Genomic DNA, 17,901 nt, shown 5'->3' with positions numbered 1-17,901 from the left:
CATACGTTATAAGCATTTTAAAGACAAAAAATTATTTTCTCAAAATACCGAAAAAAGAGTCAAGACGCAGTCTTAACTCTCATTCTTTCATTACATATTTATTAAATTGAAATGAATGTTATGACCAAAGATTTTTTATGGATTCAATAAACTGTGTAAATAGGTTATCGTCCTTTTGCTCGAACACCTCGGCTTTATCGCCCTCAGAAAGAGAAACAAACTCTTTTTGGGTATTGGAAGCTTTGGTCATACCAAGCACGTCTGTTGCGTACTTCTCAATGTCTTCATTCGAAAGGTTAGCCTCTATCTTCATTTCATTCTGTGTATATATGCTCTGAGCATCCTCAAGAGTTGCCTGAGCAGTTATTATCTCTTGATTAAGCTCTGTAAGCTGAACTTGTCCGACTATTATTGCGCCGATTGTCAGTGCAACCGCTGTGGCACCCAAACTGCCAAGTGCTAATTTAACGGGATTGTGCTTTCTTCTTCTTATCTTATGTAATTCTTCTTCCGGAAGCTTTACAACATTGTTAGCCTTGCGCTGCTTTCGCTTACTCTTCTTCCCGGTAGATTCCTGTTCTGTATGCTTCGGTGCGGCTGAGCCTTCGTTATAAGCTGAATAACCGTCATCAAACAAACTCAAATCATATGCAGCATTTTGGTTTTTATACGTCATTTGCTTTGCACCTTGCGCCTTTCTATATTCATATTTTCATAAAACACACTACATTTCTGCATTATTTTTCGATAAAACAAAAAAGTATCATTTTTTTAACATTTTATTTATATCTAATACACACAATCGGTTTATCTTGGATATTCAAGATAAAAACACACCGTATATGTAGTAAATTTAAAGAATGCACACACAATTTCTTGTATTTGTAATATTCTTTACAGTTTTGTTATATTTTACTACAAATCGGTTACTTTGTCCATACCCTGGCGAAAGTTTTTTCATATTTTTTCACATATTCTCAACTTTGCACTTCTCGCTCTTGGGTTTTGGGCTAATTCTGTCTCATTTGCACAAATCGGTTTTTTATTAACAAGTTTTGCTTTTGGCTTGTTGCCGCAAACACAAACAGGAAAGTCTTTTGGGCAGGTGCATCCTTGGCACCATGAAGCCATTTTTTGCTTAACAATTCTGTCTTCAAGCGAATGAAATGTAATTACGGCAAGTCTGCCGCCGCTTGCCAGAACATCAAATGCTCCGTCAAGCCCCTTCTTTAAGGCACCGAGTTCATCGTTAACGGCAATTCTCAACGCCTGAAACGTTTTTCTTGCGGGATGTCCGTCACGACGCACTTTTTGCGGTACATGAGATTTTACAATCTCGGCAAGTTCCAATGTTGTTTTAATCGGTGCTTTCTCACGCTCGTTTATAATTCCCTTTGCAATTGAGGAGGCAAACTTTTCTTCGCCATACTCGCTTATTATGCGCCTCAATTCTTCAAAAGGAAGCGTGTTGACAAGCTCTGCGGCTGTTGTTCCGCTTTGGCTCATACGCATATCAAGCGGAGCGTCTTCGTGAAACGAAAAGCCCCTTGAAGCGGTATCAAGCTGATGCGACGAAACGCCTATATCAAGCAAAACCCCGTCAACGGCACCGATTCCTCTAAGAAGCAAAAGCTCTTTTATATCGGCAAAATTTCCCTTTACAATTATTGAATTTTCATTTTTTTTAAATTTTTGCGTAAGCGTTGTGATTGCGTCGGGATCGCGGTCAATTGATATTAACTTTCCGCTTTTGAGGCGTTTCAGGATTTCACTGCTGTGTCCGCCTCCGCCTGCGGTGCCGTCAACATAAATGCCGTTTTCCTTAACTGCAAGACCGTCAACCGATTCGTTCAAAAGAACCGAAATATGAGAGAATTCCATAAATCCTCCTAAAGCTTGAGCATTGTAAGAGCCTCGGCAACTGTATCCTGCTGAGCAGCGAGATACTCGTCAAACTTAGCTTTGCTCCAAATCTCAACTCTTTTATTCATACCGATTACAAGCGCATCGGATTCAATTTCAGCAAATTCTCTGAGCGTTTGAGGAATAATCACTCTGCCCTGAGCATTCGGAGAAACCTCAACAGCCGTAGCTGTAAAAGTATACTGCAAAGCCATAGCCTTATCGGCAGGAAGTTCCTGTATTTTAGCAGAAATCGAATTAAATTCATTGATTGACATAACCTGAATACAGCGATTTCCAAAGCCTCTGGCAATATAAAACGTTTCGCCGAGTTCTTCTCTGAATTTTGCGGGCAAAACAATTCTGCCTTTGGCGTCAATTGAATGATTAGACATTCCCGAAAACATTTTGCCCACCTCCAATACTTTTGATTCTAACCAAAATCTGTTCAGAATCAACATTTCGAGTAACTAAAAGTCACCGATTGACACAATCTGACACTTAGTGTAATAATTATACTCTATCGGATAAAAAAAATCAAGACAAAAGTTACGATTTTTTTACTTTTTTAGCGCAATTTTCGCCTGCGGAAAAATGTTACATTTTGTGAACACAAAAACGCCCCAAAAAGCACTGATTCAGTTACAAATAATTACACGTACATATGTTCGAATAACAATTTTGTCACCGTCATTTTTCAATAACTAAGACTCAGATTTTTAGCGCAACAAGCAAAAAGCCCAATGCACAAGCATTGGACTTTTTGTATCAAAATCATCAATATAATATTTTACAGAGCTCTCGGGAAACCAATCAAAATCAGTCTCTTTTGGGTTTCTGTGAATTGGCAAGATTTGCTCTTGTCTTTCTGATATCACTGAGCTGAGTTGCAAGGCTCTCCTCGGTGCGCTTGATTATGCTTTCAACATAAACATTTGCAGCTTTGCGAATTTCGGCAGACTTGTGTTTTGCATCGTCTATAATTTCTTTAGCCTTTGCCTGAGCTTCTCGAGTGATTTCATTCTGATTGAGCATAGCCTTTTTGCGCTCTTCTGCGGCACGAATCACATTCTCAGCTTCACGATTTGCCTCTGCAAGAATCTGCTTTCTGTCGGCAACTATGTTCTTTGCCTGTCTTACCTCAGCAGGCATTGCATCCTGAATTTGGTCAATGATGTCATATATCTCATCACTGCTTACCATAACCTTGCCGTTGGAAAACGGCATAGATTTTGCCTCGTTAATAACATCCTGAAGCTGTAAAATCAAATCATCAACTTTCATTTTCTCCACTCCTTATATAAACCTTAATAATCTTAATATAAGCTGATTAATCATTGTGACCGAAATGTTCGGCGATTTTTTCACAAACACAGGCAGGAACAAAATTGCTTATATCTCCGCCCATTGAGGCAACCTCACGCACCATACTTGAGCTGAGGTACATTGAATCCGAGTCAGCCGTAAGAAAAATGGTCTCAAGATTCGGATTAAGTTTTTTGTTTGTAAGAGCCATCTGGAACTCGTACTCAAAGTCAGTCACAGCACGCAGTCCTCTTATAACCGCGTCAGCCTTGCGTTCCTTGCAATAATTTGCAAGAAGTCCCTCAAAGCTTGCTATTTCAACATTGTGTATGTTGCCCAACGCCAATCTTAGCATGTCAAGGCGTTCATCGGTTGAAAAGCACGGCTTTTTTGCCGAATTTACAAGGACAGCAACAATTACGTGGTCAAACATTTTTGCAGCACGTTTTATAATTTCAACGTGTCCTCTTGTAACAGGGTCAAAACTACCCGGATAAATTACAATTTTATTCATCGCACAAAATCCTTATGTCTGAATGTACTTATTTTTATTTTACCATAGCGATACTGTCTGTCAAGTACAAAATCGCCGTACTTCGACAAAATTTCTTCGTTCAAAGGATTTTCGGCTATAATTATGCCTGTATCTTTCATATGCTCGGGAATAATCTCAAGGCTGTTTTGCAAAATTCCTTTTCCGTAGGGCGGGTCAAGAAACGCAATGTCAAAGCTCTGAGTATTCATAGCAAGAAAACTATGATAATCCATAGCAAAAGTTTTAGCTCCCGCTTCAAGTCCCGTGGTTTTAAGGTTGCGCTTTACCGTTTCAAGCGACTTTTTGGAATTATCTACAAAAAGCGCAGATTTTGCACCGCGGCTGAGAGCTTCGATTCCCATTTGTCCCGAACCTGCAAAAAGGTCAAGAAAAATCCTGCCCTCTGTCTCAAACTGAATTATAGAAAAAACGGCTTCTTTTATTCTGTCGGTTGTCGGTCTTACGTCCTCACCCTCAAGGGTTTCAAGTCGTCTTCCTCTTGCCGAACCTGTTATTACACGCATAGTATCTTCCTTTTGCAGTTAATTTTCTGCATATCATTTATTATGTCAGTATAACATACATATTTAATTTTTACAACTGCATTTTTTGTAAATAATTTCTTAAATTTACAGCAGTTATCCTCATAAAAGAAATTGATTTTATACGGTTGCAATAAACTTAAATTAAACAAATTTTCATCATATATTGTCTGCTAGATTTTCATCTTCAGACTGCGGATGAAAATACCCGTAAATGTTAAGTGCAACGTCTTTTGTCATTTTCGGTGCACTTTCAAGCTCAGCTAAATCAGCCTTTGAAATATTATCAATCGTGCGAAAATATTTCAACAGATTTTTTGCCCTGACTTCACCAACCCCGTCAATTGAGGTCAAAGAGCTTTTAAACGTATTCTTTTTTCGTCTTGCATGGTGGTATCCGATTGCAAAGCGATGGACTTCATCCTGCATTTTACTTAAGAAAGTAAAAAGGGCTCGTTTTGAATTAATTGCAATTTCTCCGCCCTCTCCCGTTATTGCACGGGTGCGGTGCTTGTCATCCTTTACAAGACCGAAAAGCGGAACATTAATGCTCATATTTTGCAAAACCTGTTTTACCGCACTGACTTGACCTTTACCGCCGTCAAGCAATATCAGGTCGGGCAATTTTCCAAACCCCTGCGAATCGTCATCGGCGCTGTAATAATCTTTAAAACGGCGAGTAAGCACCTCCGCCATCGAAGCGTAATCGTCCTGACCGTCAAAACCTTTTATTTTGAATTTTTTGTAGCCGGATTTGAACGGCTTTCCGTTTTTATACACAATCATTCCTGCCACGTTTTCTGCGCCCGCAAGGTTTGAAATATCGTAACATTCAATATATTCCGGAAGCTTGGAAAGACCAAGCGTATCTTTTAATTCTTCAAGCACACCAAATTCACGAACGGTGGCACCCTTTTGCTGAGCAAGTGCCTCGGCGGCGTTTGAGCGGCACATAGACACAAGCTGCGCCTGTTCGCCCCTCTGAGGAACAGTAATGTTAACCTTACTGCCACGCTTTTGAGAAAGCCACTCACCAACGCTCTGTGCACCGTCAAAATCTCTGTCAAGCGCAATGTTTTTTGGCACATCATTTCTTATTGTATAATACCTGAGTATAAATTCTTCGGTTTCGCTGTCGGAATCACCGCTGTCAAAAACAAAACTTTCACGGTCAAACAAATGACCTCCCTCAAAACGGAATACCTGAAAGCAGGTTTTTCCGTCATTTGAAAAGCTTGCAATGACATCTTGGTCAAGCACCTTGTTCGACACAACCTTTTGTTTGTCCGACATTCTCTTAACCGCATTGATTTTATCACGTATCCGTGCCGCACGTTCAAATTCAAGTTCCTCAGCGGCCTGCTCCATTTCAGCGGTAAGTTGTTTAATGGAATTTGACGAACCGCCCTTTAAAAAGTCCAGCGCCTGCTCAACGCTTTCACGGTAATCTTTCAGCTTAATTTTTCCTGTGCAAGGCGCCATACACTGCTTTATATGATAGTTAAGGCACGGTCTTCCCTTGCGAAAATCCTGCGGAAACCGCCTGTTGCAGGTGGGGAGCATAAAAATTTTATTTGCCGCTTCAACGGCACTTTTTACGTAATAACTGCTTTTGTATGGGCCTATATATGTTGCGCCGTCGTCCTTTTTTTGCAGTACGTACGAGATTTTCCCCCAGTCTCCCACACCGACACGAATATAGCTGTATCCCTTATCGTCTTTTAACAGAATATTGTACTTTGGCGTATGTTGTTTTATAAGACTGCATTCAAGTATCAGGGCTTCAAATTCGCTGTCAGTAATAATATATTCAAAATCATCTACATTATCAACCATTCGCCTAACCTTTTCGGCATGGTTATTCTGAGAGCCAAAGTACTGACTGACACGATTCTTTAACTTTACAGCCTTACCGATATATATTATTTCTCCGCTTTTGTTATGCATAATATACACACCGGGCAAAAGCGGCAAAGACATTGCTTTTTTGCGAAGCACCGACATTTTCGTATTCATACCGTCACCACACATTCCGTTCGGTTTTATCAATTTTGATATTGCCGTTATGCTGAAAATTTAAAATTAAAATGACAAACAAAAAAGGGCGGAAAGCCGCCCCTGAATTTCACTATATAAATCAAAGATGATTTTATTCTGTAAAACCTGATTCAACAAGCTCTACAAGACCTTCAACAGCCTCTTTTTCATCTGAGCCGTCAGCAATAATCTTTATTGTTGTACCGCCGATAATACCAAGTGAAAGCACACCAAGAAGGCTCTTTGCATTAACACGGCGTTCTTCTTTTTCTACCCAAATTGTAGCTTTGAACTCGTTGGCTTTCTGGATAAAGAAAGTTGCGGGACGAGCATGTAATCCTGCCTTGTTCTGAACTAAAACTTCCTTAACATACATAATAAAACCCTCTCTGCAAAAATAATTAAAATTACCTTTAAAGCCTCATACAGCTTAATTATTACATATTATAGTCTTTTTTTTAAACAAGGTCAATAAGTAAGAATATTTTCGTGCTTATACTCACTTGATGTCAAATTTTCGCCCTGTTTATTGTGCAAATTTACAAGCCGAGTCTTTGTGTCGACAAATACTGCCAAACATCAGTCTGAAAATCAACCTGTATGCAGTCAAAAACTTACAAAAAAAGCTTTATTCAAGCAAATCCGGGCGTTTTTTTCGGGTAACTTCAATACTTTTTTCACGGCGCCATTTTTCAACATTGGCGTGGTGACCGCTCATTAAAACTTCGGGCACTTCTATGCCTCTCCAAACCGCAGGCTTTGTATACTGAGGATATTCAAGCAAACCGTTAAAATGGCTTTCTTCGGTGAAGCACTCGTTATTTGTAAGCACTCCGGGAACCATTCTGCAAAGGGCGTCCGCAAAAACCATTGCCGGTATTTCACCGCCCGTAAGAACATAATCTCCGATTGAAACTTCCTCATCAATAAACTCATCAAGCACACGCTGGTCAACGCCCTCGTAATGACCGCAAAGAATACATATGTTGTCAATCTCAGCAAGCTCCTTAAGGCGTTTTTGATTAAGAGTTTTGCCTTGGGGCGACATATAGACAAAGTGAGGTCTGGTTCCGAGTTTTGCGCATATATCTTCAAAGCACAGGGCAATTGGTTCTGCTTTCATCAACATTCCCATTCCGCCGCCATAGGGTGTGTCATCCACACGTCTGTGCTTGTCAAAAGCAAAATCACGAAGCTGATGACAAACAATCTCAATTGCTCCGCTTTTCTGAGCCCTGCCGATAATGCTTTCATTAAGCACCGGCTCGAACATTTCAGGGAATAGAGTTATTATGTCAATCCTCATCGTCAAATATTCCTTTCATCGGGTGAATAAGCACAAAACCCGAGTCAACGTTAATCTCAACAATTACGTCGTCAATAACCGGAGCAAGGTATTTATTGCCTTTGTCGGTTATCTCATATACATCGTTTGCACCTGTTCTCAAAACATCGGTGATTTTTCCGTAAACTTGGTTTGTATCGGCGTCACGAACCTCAAGCCCGATTAAGTCCTGCACAAAGTTAACGCCCTCTTCAAGGTTTATATCGTTGCGGTCGATATACACAACCTTTCCACGCAGACGTTCGGCGTCCTCGATAGTGTCAATGCCTTTAATTTTGCACAAAACTATATTTTTATGCGGACGTGATTTCACGTCAACATACGTTTTGCCGCTCTCATCAAGATAAAGTTTTTTAAAAGCACACAAAAACTCAGGACTGTCGCACCATGGGTCTATACGCACTTCTCCCTTTATTCCGTGGGTGCCCACGATTTTTCCCGTATCAAGAAACTGCTTTTTCATATATCCGATTTCCTCATTTAAAAGCTTTTATTTCAGTTCAACTATTGTTACGCCGTCCTCGCCCTCGCCAAAAACACCGAGTCGGTGAGATTTGACGGCTTTATTTGTCTTTAAATATTGATTTATTTCACGGCGAAGAACACCTGTGCCCTTTCCGTGAATTATCGTCAGCTTTCCTACACCCGACAACACCGCATTGTCGATCGCCTTGTCAACAATATTTACTGCGTCAAATGCAGTTTCACCTCGAACATCAACTTCGGTTTCGGGTCGTACATCCATACGGCTCGGCACATTTCTTGTCGATGAAAAACGGCTTGCCGTCGGCTTCACCTGAGATTTTAACAGACGAAGGTTCTTTATGTCAACCCTGGTTTTGATTATTCCCGCCTGAACAAGCACTTGTCCCTCTTTGGACGGCGGCGCAAGAACGGTTGCGTTTTTGTCAATATCATATATCAAAACTGTGTCGCCGACCTTAAGAGGTCTCGGAAGTTTATATTCTTCGTCGGGCGTATTTTTCAGCTTGATAGGGTCGGCATGAGCCTCCATTTTATCAATATTTTTTCTGAGCTTAGTACGTGCCGCCACGCTAAGTTCCTTTTCCTTGCGCGCCTTGTTAATCTCCTCAACAAGCCTGTCCGCTTCGGCTCTTGTGCGGGATATTATTCTCTGAGCTTCCTGCTTTGCACGCTCAATCTCACGTTCGGCATTTTCTTTTGCCTTGCGCATCTCATTTTCAGCCTTTTGCTTTTCTGTATTAGCCTTTGCGGTGAGCTTGTTTGCATTTTCAAGCTGCTTTTCAAGGCTTTGACGGCGTTTTTCAAGTTTTTCAACAACGTCCTCAAACTGCCTGCTCTCGTTTGAGACAAGCTCGCTTGCTCTTTCAACAATATCATCGTCCATTCCGAGGCGTTTGGATATTGCAAATGCATTTGATTTTCCGGGAACGCCAATCAAGAGTCTGTATGTCGGCTTTAGAGTAACCACATCAAATTCACAACAGCCGTTTTCTACACCCTCGGTGCGCAGAGCAAATTCCTTAAGCTCCGCATAATGAGTGGTGGAAGCAATTTTTGCATGACGGGTACGCAGTTTTTCAAGAATTGCAATTGCAAGCGCCGCACCCTCAACAGGGTCTGTACCTGCGCCAAGCTCGTCGATTAGACAGAGTGAACCCGCATTGGCAAGTTTAAGAATCTGAATAATATTTGTCATATGTGCAGAAAACGTTGAGAGCGACTGCTCAATACTCTGTTCGTCGCCTATATCAACAAGCACACGTCTGAACACAGAAAGTTCGCTGTTATCGGCACACGGAACCAAAAGTCCGCACATAGCCATAAGGGTAAAAAGCCCGAGAGTTTTAAGAGTAACGGTTTTGCCGCCGGTGTTGGGACCTGTTATTACAAGCGTATCAAAATTCTTGCCAAGCTCAATATCCACGGGCACTACTTTATCTTTGTTGATGAGCGGATGGCGAGCCTGTTTAATGTTTATAATTCCCTTGTCGTTAAGAACAGGCATTGTAGCCCTCATAGAATAAGCAAGATTTGCCTTGGCAAAAATCAGATTTAAATCAGCTAGATTTTTATAGCTGTTAATGATATTGTCGGCAAAATCGCCTGCGTTTGCCGATAATTCAAAAAGAATACGTTCTATTTCCTCTTCCTCTTTGGCTCTGAGCATTTTTATATCATTGTTTGCCTGAACAACGCCCATAGGCTCAATAAACACGGTTGCTCCGCTTGAAGATGTGTCATGTACAAGTCCCGGAACATTGTTGCGGCACTCGCTGCGCACAGGAACAACGTAACGTCCGTCACGCTGAGTTATAATAGCCTCCTGCAAATATTTTATGTAGGAGGAGCTGTGGATTATTTTGTCAAGAACCTCACGAGCCTTTGAGGACGCAGTACGAATTTTGCGGCGAATATCAGAAAGCGCAGGACTTGCCTTGTCGGAAATTTCATCGTCGCTGATAATTGCCGAAGTTATACGTTCTTCAAGATACTTGTTTGAAACCAAGCCCGAAAAATAAATATCAAGGGTTGTCTCAACGGAAGCAAAGCGGGAATGCCACTCCTTAACCGTTCGTATAATTCTCAAGGTATCCGCAATTGCAAGCAATTCCGAAGTTGTAAGGCAACCGCCCGCCTGTGCACGTCTTAAATTGCCCGAACAGTTTGTTGCCGCTCCGAACGACGGTGCACCGAATTTGCCGCTCAGCACAACCGCATCATCGGTTTGTTTTAAAAGCAGTTGAGCTTTTTTTAAGTCAAACTGCGGTTCAAGTTTGAGCGCCATTTCATATGCGTCATCAAGAGATGTCTGCCCTGCAAGGCGTTCAAGTATTTTATCAAGTTCAAGTGTTTTGTAATGTCTGTTCATAAAAACCTCTGTTCAACCGAATAACGTTTAAAAATAAAAAATCATATGTAATTCGGCTTTTGCATTAATTGCATGATTAATAATTCTCTGTCTGACAGAAAATTATCATCTGTATAATTGATTATTTAAATAATATTTTAATTGCGTATTACATGAGTGCGGAATGATTTTATTATGCGGAAAATTCTATATGCATCAAAACGTATAATCACAGAAAACGTTCAAGCCGCTCCTACACAATAAAATCTATATTGCTTTAATATAACGCAAAAATAAACTCAGGAAATCGCTTTATAAAAATTGAGCGTTTTAAAATCTTTTTCAAACTTATACTTTAAATAATTTTCACTGCAAACATTCAGCAAATCAAGCCCCTCCTGAGGCAATGAAAACGAAAACAGTTTGTCATCATCCGCATAAATTGTATGTCTGAGTGCAGTCAAGACCGAAGTATTCAGAGCAATTCCGCCCACAGACTTTGGGTGACACGAAGCGCACTCAAGCACACCTATATTCGGTAAAAAATACATTGTATCTGCGGAATATTCACCGCAATGTCTGCACATCGTAAGGTCGGGCATATACCCTGCAAGTGAAACAAGCCTCATTTCAAGACACGGCTTTATTAAATCAGGGCTTCTCTTTTCTTCAGACAAAAGATACAGCGAATTAAGCACCAAGCTCAAAAAGTTGCCAGAATTTTGCTCACGGGGGCATATTGTCAGCGCAAGTTCACAAAAATACTGGGCAAGGCACATATTTTTTACATTGCTTCTCAGTTTTGAAAAAATTCTGATAGACTGAGCCTCTCCTATTATGTAGCTGTCCCGGCTTTTATATATTGTCAGCCGGGAATATGACAGCAAAGAGGTTGCGGCACATTTTTGATTTTTTATGTTTTTGGCTCCTTTGACAAATGCCCTGATAACTCCGTTTGATTTTGTCAGAGCAAAAACAAGCCTGTCGTTTTCACCGATATTCTGTTCCTTTATTATCAATCCATCGGTTCGGAATTTCATCGGTTTCCTCCCTGTTTACGGTATCAATGCCCATATCTTTTGCATCCTGAATACTTTTGTAGCGTATATAATCCAGCACACTGCCGGTAGTAATGAAAGTTTCCCACATAGACCACTCGTCCATAAAAACACCTCCGAATAATCTTCTTAGAAATAGTGTTTTTACTTTTGAGCGAATTATAGACGGTAAATTTTTCTCCTGTTGTCAGAGATTGTATTGCATAAAGTTTCCGTTCTTTTTAAAGCCAAAATCAGTATACAGCAATACTCCCATATCCGAAGCCGTGATCTGTACAACCGAACAGCCGAAATTTTTAGCTTCGTCTATGACTTTTGCAAGAAGATGCTTTGCAATACCTTTTCTGCGGTAATCGTCCTCAGTAAACATACTTGACAGTAATGCAATCTTACCGCTTGGACATGAAAAATACGGCGGTTTTTCAACAAACGATATTCCGCTTGTGCCAACTGTTTTTTCACCGTCTAACGCAAGCCATGACACAAATGTTCCGTCAGCAAGGTGACGGTTATAATAATCCTTTAGGTTTGGTCTTAAATCAATGCTTTCGGTTGCACCCTCGGCACGCAGTTGATTTATACGCATATCAATAAACATATCTATGTCTTCAGTTGTAAGCTTTCTATATACAATGTTCATATACTCTCATCCTTTATTTGCCGGGATTATTTCTGCGTTCATATTCTTTTATCAAAAACGGCTGAATTTGCGGATATGTCCATTTATCCGCTAAGTTATCGGATAAAATTACTTTTTCGATTTCACTGTGAAGCTCGCTTTCAAATTCAAAAATGTCCGCATAATATAACATTCCGAAGGTTTCACAACCACCAAAGTTATCCTCTGAAATCACCGAATAAACGCATACGGGCTTAATATTGTATTTAACCGCACCCGTTTCCTCATACAATTCTCTTTTTGCCGTATCTTCTATTTTTTCTCCCGGTTCCCGATGTCCGCCGGGAACTTCAAGCGTATTTCTTTCCTTGTGTTTGCAAAATACCCATTTTCCGTTCGACTTAGAAATAATTACCGCAAACTTAAGCAACCTGTCATCAACACTGTCATAAAATTTAACCATTAATCAAACTTCCTTTTTGAAAAACACAATTGTCATATTAATCAAAATTCTTCTCGTCAAAACCAAAGTTCTGCAAAAGCTGAGCACGGTTGCGCCAATCTTCCTTTACCTTTATCCAGGTCTGCAAAAACACCTTACAGTCAAAAAATCTTTCAATGTCCTGTCGGGCAAAACTGCTGATTTTTTTTAGCATTGAACCGTTCTTGCCGATAATTATCCTTTTGTGCGTTTCTTTTTCACAGAAAATGGTTGCGTCAATGTCCAGTATTCCGTTTTCCCGTGTTTTCATTTTTTCGATAACAACGGCGGTACCGTGCGGTATTTCCTTATCGCAAAGCCGAAGTATTTTTTCTCTGATTATTTCGGCAACAATCACTCTTTCGGGCTGGTCGGTAAGCGTATCGTCATCAAAAAAGTGTCCGCCCTCGCTTGACTGCTTTTTCAATTCGTCAAGGAGTTCGTTCAGTCCGCTTCCGTCCTGTGCGCTGACAGGCACAACCGCATCAAAGTCATACAGTTTGCTGTACTCAAGGATTTGCTTCATCAGCTCGTCCTTTTCCTTCAGAGTATCTATTTTGTTTATGGCAAGAATTGCAGGCATATCAAGCGACTTGAATTTTTCAATCAGAGAGATTTCGGTTTGACCGGGTTCTTTGCCCGCTTCAACAACAAGCATACAGCAGTCAACGCCGCCCACCGATTCGTTAACGCTGCGAACCATATACTTTCCGAGAGAATTTTTAGGTTTGTGCATACCCGGTGTGTCAAAAAACACAAGCTGATATTCCCCTTCGGTCAAAACGCCTGTAATACGGTTTCGTGTAGTCTGAGGCTTGTTTGAAACTATTGCTATTTTTTGCCCTAAAAGTTGATTGAGAATAGAGCTTTTTCCGACATTCGGTCTGCCCACTATTGCCACAAAGGCGGATTTGTCATTTGTATTCATCTGATACCCCTTGAATTTATATTCTTAATACAAGTATTTGTTATTTTAATGCACATATAATTTTTGCAATAAATTTAAATCGGAGCAAGGTTTTTCCCTGCTTGCAAACAGCAGAGCCTGCAACGGTTTGAAAAACCGTAACATACCTTGTCGCCTTAAGAAGCAAGAAAGCTCTGTGCCAACGTTAAAAATTATGGGCGAACAAAGTTCGCCCTGTGCAATATCAATATGCAATTTTAATGCGATTACTAAATTATTTATTGTTTTTTACAGATTTATTTTTAAATTTGCGCCTGTATATAAGCCACTTTTCATTAATTCCGACAGGACCGACAGCTATAAAAAACGCCGAAACAACCGCTGATAAAACAAGCAGTGCAAGCAGAAAAGCATTATCGGCAAAGAAGCACAGTATTCTGTGTATTACCGTCAAATCAAAAAAGAATATAATTCCAACCGCAACTGCCGCCAAAGAAACCACCAGCACAGCCCCTGCCGCTGCGTCTTTTGCAAAACGCACAAGAATTTCGTATCTGTCGGCACAAAGATTTGAAAGCTCTTCAATGCAGGTGTTCAAGGTCTCAAGCGCAATCACTGTTGCCACAAGGACAATAAGCAATGCGGTTTGAGTAGGTGAAAAGTTATAAAAAAGCGAAAACACCATAACGTAAAATCCCGATACAATGTGGAATCTCATATGCGATTCGCTTTTTATCGCTTTCCAAATACCTCTGAATGCAAATTTAAAGCTCAAAATCTGTTTTTTCATTCTATAAAATCAAACCTTGTCAACTATGTAACTTGAAGAAGCGGGAAGTCCGAGCTCGTCCATTACAAGTTCTTCCTTTTCTCTCATCCTTACTCTGTCAAGTTTTTCCATATGGTCGTAACCGAGCAGGTGCAGAACACTGTGAGCTGTAAGGTAGCCTACTTCTCTTTGCAGACTGTGTCCGTAAAGCTCAGCCTGGTCTCTTGCTTTTTCCATTGAAATTACAACATCGCCCAAAATCTTGGCGCCTGTTTCCATATCTGTATCATAAACCCCGTTTTCACCCATCGGGAATGACAAAACATCTGTTTCAATATCCTTGTCACGGTACTGCTTGTTGAGTTCCTTTATGCCTTTATTGTCTGTAAAAGTAACGCTGATTTCGGCAGGTCCCTGAAATTTTTCAAGCTGAAGCACCGCATTGCAACAACGGCGTACGAGCATTCTTATTCCTGTCGGGATTTTAACTGTCTTTTGTTTGTTAGTGATAATAACTTTAATTTTGTCTGCCATTGTAAACTTTCCTTTCTGCAATTTATTTCAAAAATTAATTTCTGACGTTGTTAGTTTTGGAGTTTTCATATTTGGCATATGCCTTAATAATATCCTGAACCAATCTGTGACGCACAACATCCTTTTCGTCAAACGTACAGCTTCCTATTCCGTCAATGTTTCTCAAAATTCTCATACAGTCCTTTAATCCGCTCCGTGCTCCTCCGGGAAGGTCAATCTGGGTTATGTCGCCGGTAATAACCATTTTTGAATTAAAGCCAAGTCTTGTAAGGAACATTTTCATCTGTGCGCTTGTGGTATTTTGAGCCTCATCAAGTATTATAAAACTGTCGTCAAGTGTTCTGCCTCGCATATATGCAAGTGGCGCAACTTCAATATTGCCTCGTTCCACATATTTCTGGTAGGTTTCCGCCCCCAGCATATCAAAAAGTGCGTCATACAAAGGTCTTAGATACGGGTCAACCTTGCTCTGCAAATCTCCCGGCAAAAAGCCAAGCTTTTCTCCCGCCTCAACAGCAGGTCTGGTAAGAATAATTCGGTTTATCTGTTTGCTGCGAAAAGCAGTCACAGCCATTGCAACGGCAAGATAGGTTTTTCCTGTTCCGGCAGGACCTACGCCGATTGTGATTGTGTTTTTGGCTATCATATTGCAATAGCGCTTTTGTCCGATAGTCTTGGGCTTTATCGGTTTGCCCTTAGAGGTGATACAAATACAGTCACCTGCAAGCTGTTCGATTTTATCCTCGCTGCCCTCGTTTACAAGCGAAATGCAATATCGAATATTTTGCTCGGACAAAGCCTCTCCCCTGTTGATAAACTGCAAAAGGCTCTCAATAACCTTGCCTGCCTTTGATGCGTTCTCAGCATCGCCCTCAATTTTGAGTTCACTGTCACGGCAAGTTATTTTAACACCAAACTCTCGCTCAATCAATTTAATATTTTCATCAAAGCTGCCGAAAAGTGCAACGGCATTTTCCATTCTGTCAATGTTTATAATATGTTCCGTAATTAAAACTCCTGTGTATTTACTTTAATATTTAATTGAATTATACCACAATTTAAACAAAAGTGCTAACAAAAAATAGCTTTTTTTACTAAAATTTTATTTTTTGTAGGTTGTGACAAAAACGACACAATATATCATCTTTCCCTTTGTTATATTTACAACCAAACATTTTAAATCATTAAATATTTTTCGCATATTGTTCACATACACTGAATATTTAAACACCGATTAAGTGTATTCGTGTTCAATTGCAAATTGAAACTAAAATTTACATATTTGGTCAAAAAAACAGTAAAATACAATATTGCGGGCATAGCCAAACCTCAGCAAAAATTTGACAACAAGGTTAACAAAGTATATTTATCAATGATTAATATAATAAGTTATAAAATAGCAACACATAAAGTTTACAATAAAACTTTGTCAAGCATATCATATTCTGTCTAATTTTGTCCATTGCTAAAAGTCAAAAAATGTTATATAATAAGAAATACTATGGTTACTTGATTTAAGCAGCCAAATCTTGCATTATTTTGCATACAAGGGGTACTTGCTTATGGAATTTTCATTTAAAGATATTTTGCGCATAATTAAGAAGAATATAATTTTTATAGTAGTTGTTTCTCTTGTCTGCGCAGCAGGTTCATTTGTTGTAACGAAATTTGTGGTTAAAAAAACATACACAGCTACCGTAAAACTTCACGTAAACACAAACAACGGAAGTCTGAGCATAAACGAAGACCTTATTTCTTACAATTATGCCGAAAAACTTGTTACAACATATATTAATATGCTTGATACAAATAGATTTTTCAGTGCGGTTTCCGATACGCTGGATAACGACTACTCTGCTTCCGAATTAAAGAGTATGGTGAAATTCACCGGTGTTGAAGATACTGAATTATTTAAAGCCAACATAGTAAGCGAAGACCCTAAGGAAGCCAAACGAATTGCGGACGCTGTTGCTGACACCGCACCGGCAACCATAGAACAGCTTCTCCAAAAATCCGCAAAACTTGACATAGTTGACGAAGCACAAGTTCCGAAAGCCCCGACTTCTCCGAATGTAGCAAAGAATACACTTATATTCTTTGTAGCCGGATTAGTATGCTCGTTGATAATTGCATTTATTCGAGATTACTTTGATGTCAAAGTTAAGTATGATTCAGATATGACAACGATTTGCGACCTTCCGATACTTGCTGCAATTCCTGAGTTTGAGTTTTCAGATAACAATCGTAAATCTTCAAAACAACAATAAAGATTATTTAGAGAGGTAACAAAAGTATGGCTTCTTCAAAAGGCAAAGATTCGGCAATAACTCAAAAGGCTCTTAATTTCCAGATAAGAGAATCCTACAAAGCCGCAAGAACTAATATTGATTATTCGATTATAAAAAAAGGTTGCAAAAAAATAGCTTTTACAAGTTCCGCAAAAGGTGAAGGAAAAACAATTACCGCAATGAACATTGCGCTCGCACTTGCACAACAGGTTGAGACTAAAGTTCTTGTTGTTGAATGTGATTTGCGTCGTCCTCACGTTCATTCCGCACTTGACATAGCACCGACCCCGGGTATCACTAACTATCTTAACGAAGAGTGTACTCGCGAAGATATAATTCAACAAACCAAGATTCCGAATCTTTACGCTGTTTGTTACGGAGCAATACCGCCTAACCCATCGGAACTTTTGTCGAGTGATGCTATGCAAGATTTTATCAAAAGCGTAGAAAAAGATTATAACTATATTATATTTGACACACCGCCGGTCGGAGTCGTAATTGATGCTATTCCAATCATAAAAGCATCGGACGGAGTTGTGGTGGTTATAAGGAACAACTCAACAACATACCCGCAGCTCAAGATAACAATAGACACGCTTAACCGTGCCGGAAGTAAGATACTCGGTGTGGTTGTAAACCGAGTAAAACCTGAAAGCCGCAATAAGAAAAAATACTACTCAGGCGACTATTATTATTATGGATATTAATCAAATCATCCGGGCACAAATTAGGAGGGGACAATTTGA

Annotated in this window: 21 protein-coding genes; 2 read left to right on the top strand and 19 right to left on the bottom strand. The window is 39.9% G+C overall.

Annotated elements, in window-relative coordinates:
- Nucleotides 1-118 precede the first annotated feature (118 nt).
- From BLP46_RS06615 to BLP46_RS06530, 19 genes are all read right to left on the bottom strand, one after another.
- Nucleotides 119-676 (bottom strand): hypothetical protein, encoded by a 558-nt coding sequence (locus BLP46_RS06615; RefSeq protein WP_092977468.1) that lies wholly within the window; start codon nucleotides 674-676, stop codon nucleotides 119-121.
- 281 nt (nucleotides 677-957) lie between these two features.
- Nucleotides 958-1,881: a 16S rRNA (cytosine(1402)-N(4))-methyltransferase RsmH gene (gene rsmH / locus BLP46_RS06610; protein ID WP_092977466.1), complete on the bottom strand. Its 924-nt coding sequence runs from the start codon at nucleotides 1,879-1,881 to the stop codon at nucleotides 958-960.
- An 8-nt stretch (nucleotides 1,882-1,889) separates the two neighbouring features.
- Nucleotides 1,890-2,309 carry a division/cell wall cluster transcriptional repressor MraZ gene (gene mraZ / locus BLP46_RS06605; protein WP_167669201.1) on the bottom strand — a complete coding sequence of 140 codons (420 nt, stop codon included), beginning with the start codon at nucleotides 2,307-2,309 and terminating at the stop codon, nucleotides 1,890-1,892.
- Nucleotides 2,310-2,721: 412 nt separating this feature from the next.
- A complete protein-coding gene (locus tag BLP46_RS06600; RefSeq protein ID WP_092977462.1) occupies nucleotides 2,722-3,186 on the bottom strand; it encodes an ATPase in 465 nt (154 codons plus the stop codon).
- Between the two features lie 46 nt (nucleotides 3,187-3,232).
- On the bottom strand, nucleotides 3,233-3,721 hold the full coding sequence (gene coaD, locus BLP46_RS06595; protein WP_092977460.1) for a pantetheine-phosphate adenylyltransferase: 489 nt from the start codon (nucleotides 3,719-3,721) through the stop codon (nucleotides 3,233-3,235).
- Entirely contained in the window at nucleotides 3,718-4,266 is a 549-nt protein-coding gene (gene rsmD, locus BLP46_RS06590; RefSeq protein ID WP_092977458.1) for a 16S rRNA (guanine(966)-N(2))-methyltransferase RsmD, read from the bottom strand. The genes coaD and rsmD overlap by 4 nt, the downstream gene beginning before the upstream one ends.
- 177 nt (nucleotides 4,267-4,443) lie before the next feature.
- Complete coding sequence (uvrC, locus tag BLP46_RS06585) at nucleotides 4,444-6,300, bottom strand: excinuclease ABC subunit UvrC (protein WP_092977456.1); 1,857 nt, start codon at nucleotides 6,298-6,300, stop codon at nucleotides 4,444-4,446.
- A 133-nt stretch (nucleotides 6,301-6,433) separates the two neighbouring features.
- A complete protein-coding gene (locus BLP46_RS06580; RefSeq protein WP_092977454.1) occupies nucleotides 6,434-6,697 on the bottom strand; it encodes an HPr family phosphocarrier protein in 264 nt (87 codons plus the stop codon).
- A gap of 252 nt (nucleotides 6,698-6,949) precedes the next feature.
- Nucleotides 6,950-7,627 carry a tRNA (guanosine(37)-N1)-methyltransferase TrmD gene (gene trmD / locus BLP46_RS06575; protein WP_092977452.1) on the bottom strand — a complete coding sequence of 226 codons (678 nt, stop codon included), beginning with the start codon at nucleotides 7,625-7,627 and terminating at the stop codon, nucleotides 6,950-6,952.
- A complete protein-coding gene (gene rimM, locus BLP46_RS06570) occupies nucleotides 7,617-8,129 on the bottom strand; it encodes a ribosome maturation factor RimM (RefSeq protein ID WP_092977450.1) in 513 nt (170 codons plus the stop codon). The genes trmD and rimM overlap by 11 nt, the downstream gene beginning before the upstream one ends.
- Before the next feature lie 27 nt (nucleotides 8,130-8,156).
- Entirely contained in the window at nucleotides 8,157-10,520 is a 2,364-nt protein-coding gene (locus BLP46_RS06565; protein WP_092977448.1) for an endonuclease MutS2, read from the bottom strand.
- A 278-nt stretch (nucleotides 10,521-10,798) separates the two neighbouring features.
- On the bottom strand, nucleotides 10,799-11,539 hold the full coding sequence (gene recO / locus BLP46_RS06560) for a DNA repair protein RecO (protein WP_092977446.1): 741 nt from the start codon (nucleotides 11,537-11,539) through the stop codon (nucleotides 10,799-10,801).
- A complete protein-coding gene (locus BLP46_RS13040) occupies nucleotides 11,490-11,663 on the bottom strand; it encodes a hypothetical protein (protein ID WP_167669200.1) in 174 nt (57 codons plus the stop codon). Before BLP46_RS13040 ends, recO begins: the two co-directional genes overlap by 50 nt.
- A gap of 81 nt (nucleotides 11,664-11,744) precedes the next feature.
- The gene (locus BLP46_RS06555) at nucleotides 11,745-12,197 is read right to left on the bottom strand and encodes a GNAT family N-acetyltransferase (RefSeq protein WP_092977444.1); all 453 of its coding nucleotides are present in this window, start codon (nucleotides 12,195-12,197) and stop codon (nucleotides 11,745-11,747) included.
- Between the two features lie 13 nt (nucleotides 12,198-12,210).
- On the bottom strand, nucleotides 12,211-12,639 hold the full coding sequence (locus tag BLP46_RS06550; RefSeq protein WP_092977442.1) for an NUDIX hydrolase: 429 nt from the start codon (nucleotides 12,637-12,639) through the stop codon (nucleotides 12,211-12,213).
- Between the two features lie 37 nt (nucleotides 12,640-12,676).
- Nucleotides 12,677-13,585: a GTPase Era gene (era, locus tag BLP46_RS06545; protein ID WP_092977440.1), complete on the bottom strand. Its 909-nt coding sequence runs from the start codon at nucleotides 13,583-13,585 to the stop codon at nucleotides 12,677-12,679.
- A 253-nt stretch (nucleotides 13,586-13,838) separates the two neighbouring features.
- Nucleotides 13,839-14,354, bottom strand: coding sequence for a diacylglycerol kinase family protein (locus BLP46_RS06540; protein ID WP_092977438.1), 516 nt, complete (start codon nucleotides 14,352-14,354; stop codon nucleotides 13,839-13,841).
- A gap of 9 nt (nucleotides 14,355-14,363) precedes the next feature.
- Entirely contained in the window at nucleotides 14,364-14,867 is a 504-nt protein-coding gene (gene ybeY, locus BLP46_RS06535; protein ID WP_092977436.1) for an rRNA maturation RNase YbeY, read from the bottom strand.
- 34 nt (nucleotides 14,868-14,901) lie between these two features.
- Nucleotides 14,902-15,846 carry a PhoH family protein gene (locus BLP46_RS06530; protein WP_318259504.1) on the bottom strand — a complete coding sequence of 315 codons (945 nt, stop codon included), beginning with the start codon at nucleotides 15,844-15,846 and terminating at the stop codon, nucleotides 14,902-14,904.
- Between the two features lie 583 nt (nucleotides 15,847-16,429).
- Between BLP46_RS06530 and BLP46_RS06520 the strand changes: the two genes are divergently transcribed.
- Both BLP46_RS06520 and BLP46_RS06515 read left to right on the top strand, forming a co-directional pair.
- Nucleotides 16,430-17,134 (top strand): YveK family protein, encoded by a 705-nt coding sequence (locus BLP46_RS06520; RefSeq protein ID WP_092977430.1) that lies wholly within the window; start codon nucleotides 16,430-16,432, stop codon nucleotides 17,132-17,134.
- A 26-nt stretch (nucleotides 17,135-17,160) separates the two neighbouring features.
- The gene (locus BLP46_RS06515) at nucleotides 17,161-17,862 is read left to right on the top strand and encodes a CpsD/CapB family tyrosine-protein kinase (RefSeq protein ID WP_092977428.1); all 702 of its coding nucleotides are present in this window, start codon (nucleotides 17,161-17,163) and stop codon (nucleotides 17,860-17,862) included.
- Nucleotides 17,863-17,901: the final 39 nt, after the last annotated feature.

Origin of the sequence: Ruminococcus sp. YE282 (assembly GCA_900101355.1) — a bacterium.
GTDB lineage: Bacteria > Bacillota > Clostridia > Oscillospirales > Acutalibacteraceae > Ruminococcoides > Ruminococcoides bromii_A.
Note: the sequence above shows the minus strand (reverse complement) of the source record. Positions and strands in the feature narration are given on the sequence as shown.

Excerpts from the sequence above, each read along its gene's own strand:
- mraZ (WP_167669201.1), bottom strand. The coding sequence starts at position 2,309 with ATGTTTTCGGGAATGTCTAATCATTCAATTGACGCCAAAGGCAGAATT.
- BLP46_RS06615 (WP_092977468.1), bottom strand. The coding sequence starts at position 676 with ATGACGTATAAAAACCAAAATGCTGCATATGATTTGAGTTTGTTTGAT.
- coaD (WP_092977460.1), bottom strand. The coding sequence starts at position 3,721 with ATGAATAAAATTGTAATTTATCCGGGTAGTTTTGACCCTGTTACAAGA.
- trmD (WP_092977452.1), bottom strand. The coding sequence starts at position 7,627 with ATGAGGATTGACATAATAACTCTATTCCCTGAAATGTTCGAGCCGGTG.
- BLP46_RS06520 (WP_092977430.1), top strand. The coding sequence starts at position 16,430 with ATGGAATTTTCATTTAAAGATATTTTGCGCATAATTAAGAAGAATATA.
- ybeY (WP_092977436.1), bottom strand. The coding sequence starts at position 14,867 with ATGGCAGACAAAATTAAAGTTATTATCACTAACAAACAAAAGACAGTT.
- uvrC (WP_092977456.1), bottom strand. The coding sequence starts at position 6,300 with ATGAATACGAAAATGTCGGTGCTTCGCAAAAAAGCAATGTCTTTGCCG.
- era (WP_092977440.1), bottom strand. The coding sequence starts at position 13,585 with ATGAATACAAATGACAAATCCGCCTTTGTGGCAATAGTGGGCAGACCG.
- rimM (WP_092977450.1), bottom strand. The coding sequence starts at position 8,129 with ATGAAAAAGCAGTTTCTTGATACGGGAAAAATCGTGGGCACCCACGGA.
- BLP46_RS06600 (WP_092977462.1), bottom strand. The coding sequence starts at position 3,186 with ATGAAAGTTGATGATTTGATTTTACAGCTTCAGGATGTTATTAACGAG.
- BLP46_RS13040 (WP_167669200.1), bottom strand. The coding sequence starts at position 11,663 with ATGGACGAGTGGTCTATGTGGGAAACTTTCATTACTACCGGCAGTGTG.
- BLP46_RS06580 (WP_092977454.1), bottom strand. The coding sequence starts at position 6,697 with ATGTATGTTAAGGAAGTTTTAGTTCAGAACAAGGCAGGATTACATGCT.
- BLP46_RS06550 (WP_092977442.1), bottom strand. The coding sequence starts at position 12,639 with ATGGTTAAATTTTATGACAGTGTTGATGACAGGTTGCTTAAGTTTGCG.
- BLP46_RS06530 (WP_318259504.1), bottom strand. The coding sequence starts at position 15,846 with ATGGAAAATGCCGTTGCACTTTTCGGCAGCTTTGATGAAAATATTAAA.
- BLP46_RS06540 (WP_092977438.1), bottom strand. The coding sequence starts at position 14,354 with ATGAAAAAACAGATTTTGAGCTTTAAATTTGCATTCAGAGGTATTTGG.
- BLP46_RS06515 (WP_092977428.1), top strand. The coding sequence starts at position 17,161 with ATGGCTTCTTCAAAAGGCAAAGATTCGGCAATAACTCAAAAGGCTCTT.
- BLP46_RS06555 (WP_092977444.1), bottom strand. The coding sequence starts at position 12,197 with ATGAACATTGTATATAGAAAGCTTACAACTGAAGACATAGATATGTTT.
- rsmH (WP_092977466.1), bottom strand. The coding sequence starts at position 1,881 with ATGGAATTCTCTCATATTTCGGTTCTTTTGAACGAATCGGTTGACGGT.
- BLP46_RS06565 (WP_092977448.1), bottom strand. The coding sequence starts at position 10,520 with ATGAACAGACATTACAAAACACTTGAACTTGATAAAATACTTGAACGC.
- recO (WP_092977446.1), bottom strand. The coding sequence starts at position 11,539 with ATGAAATTCCGAACCGATGGATTGATAATAAAGGAACAGAATATCGGT.
- rsmD (WP_092977458.1), bottom strand. The coding sequence starts at position 4,266 with ATGCGTGTAATAACAGGTTCGGCAAGAGGAAGACGACTTGAAACCCTT.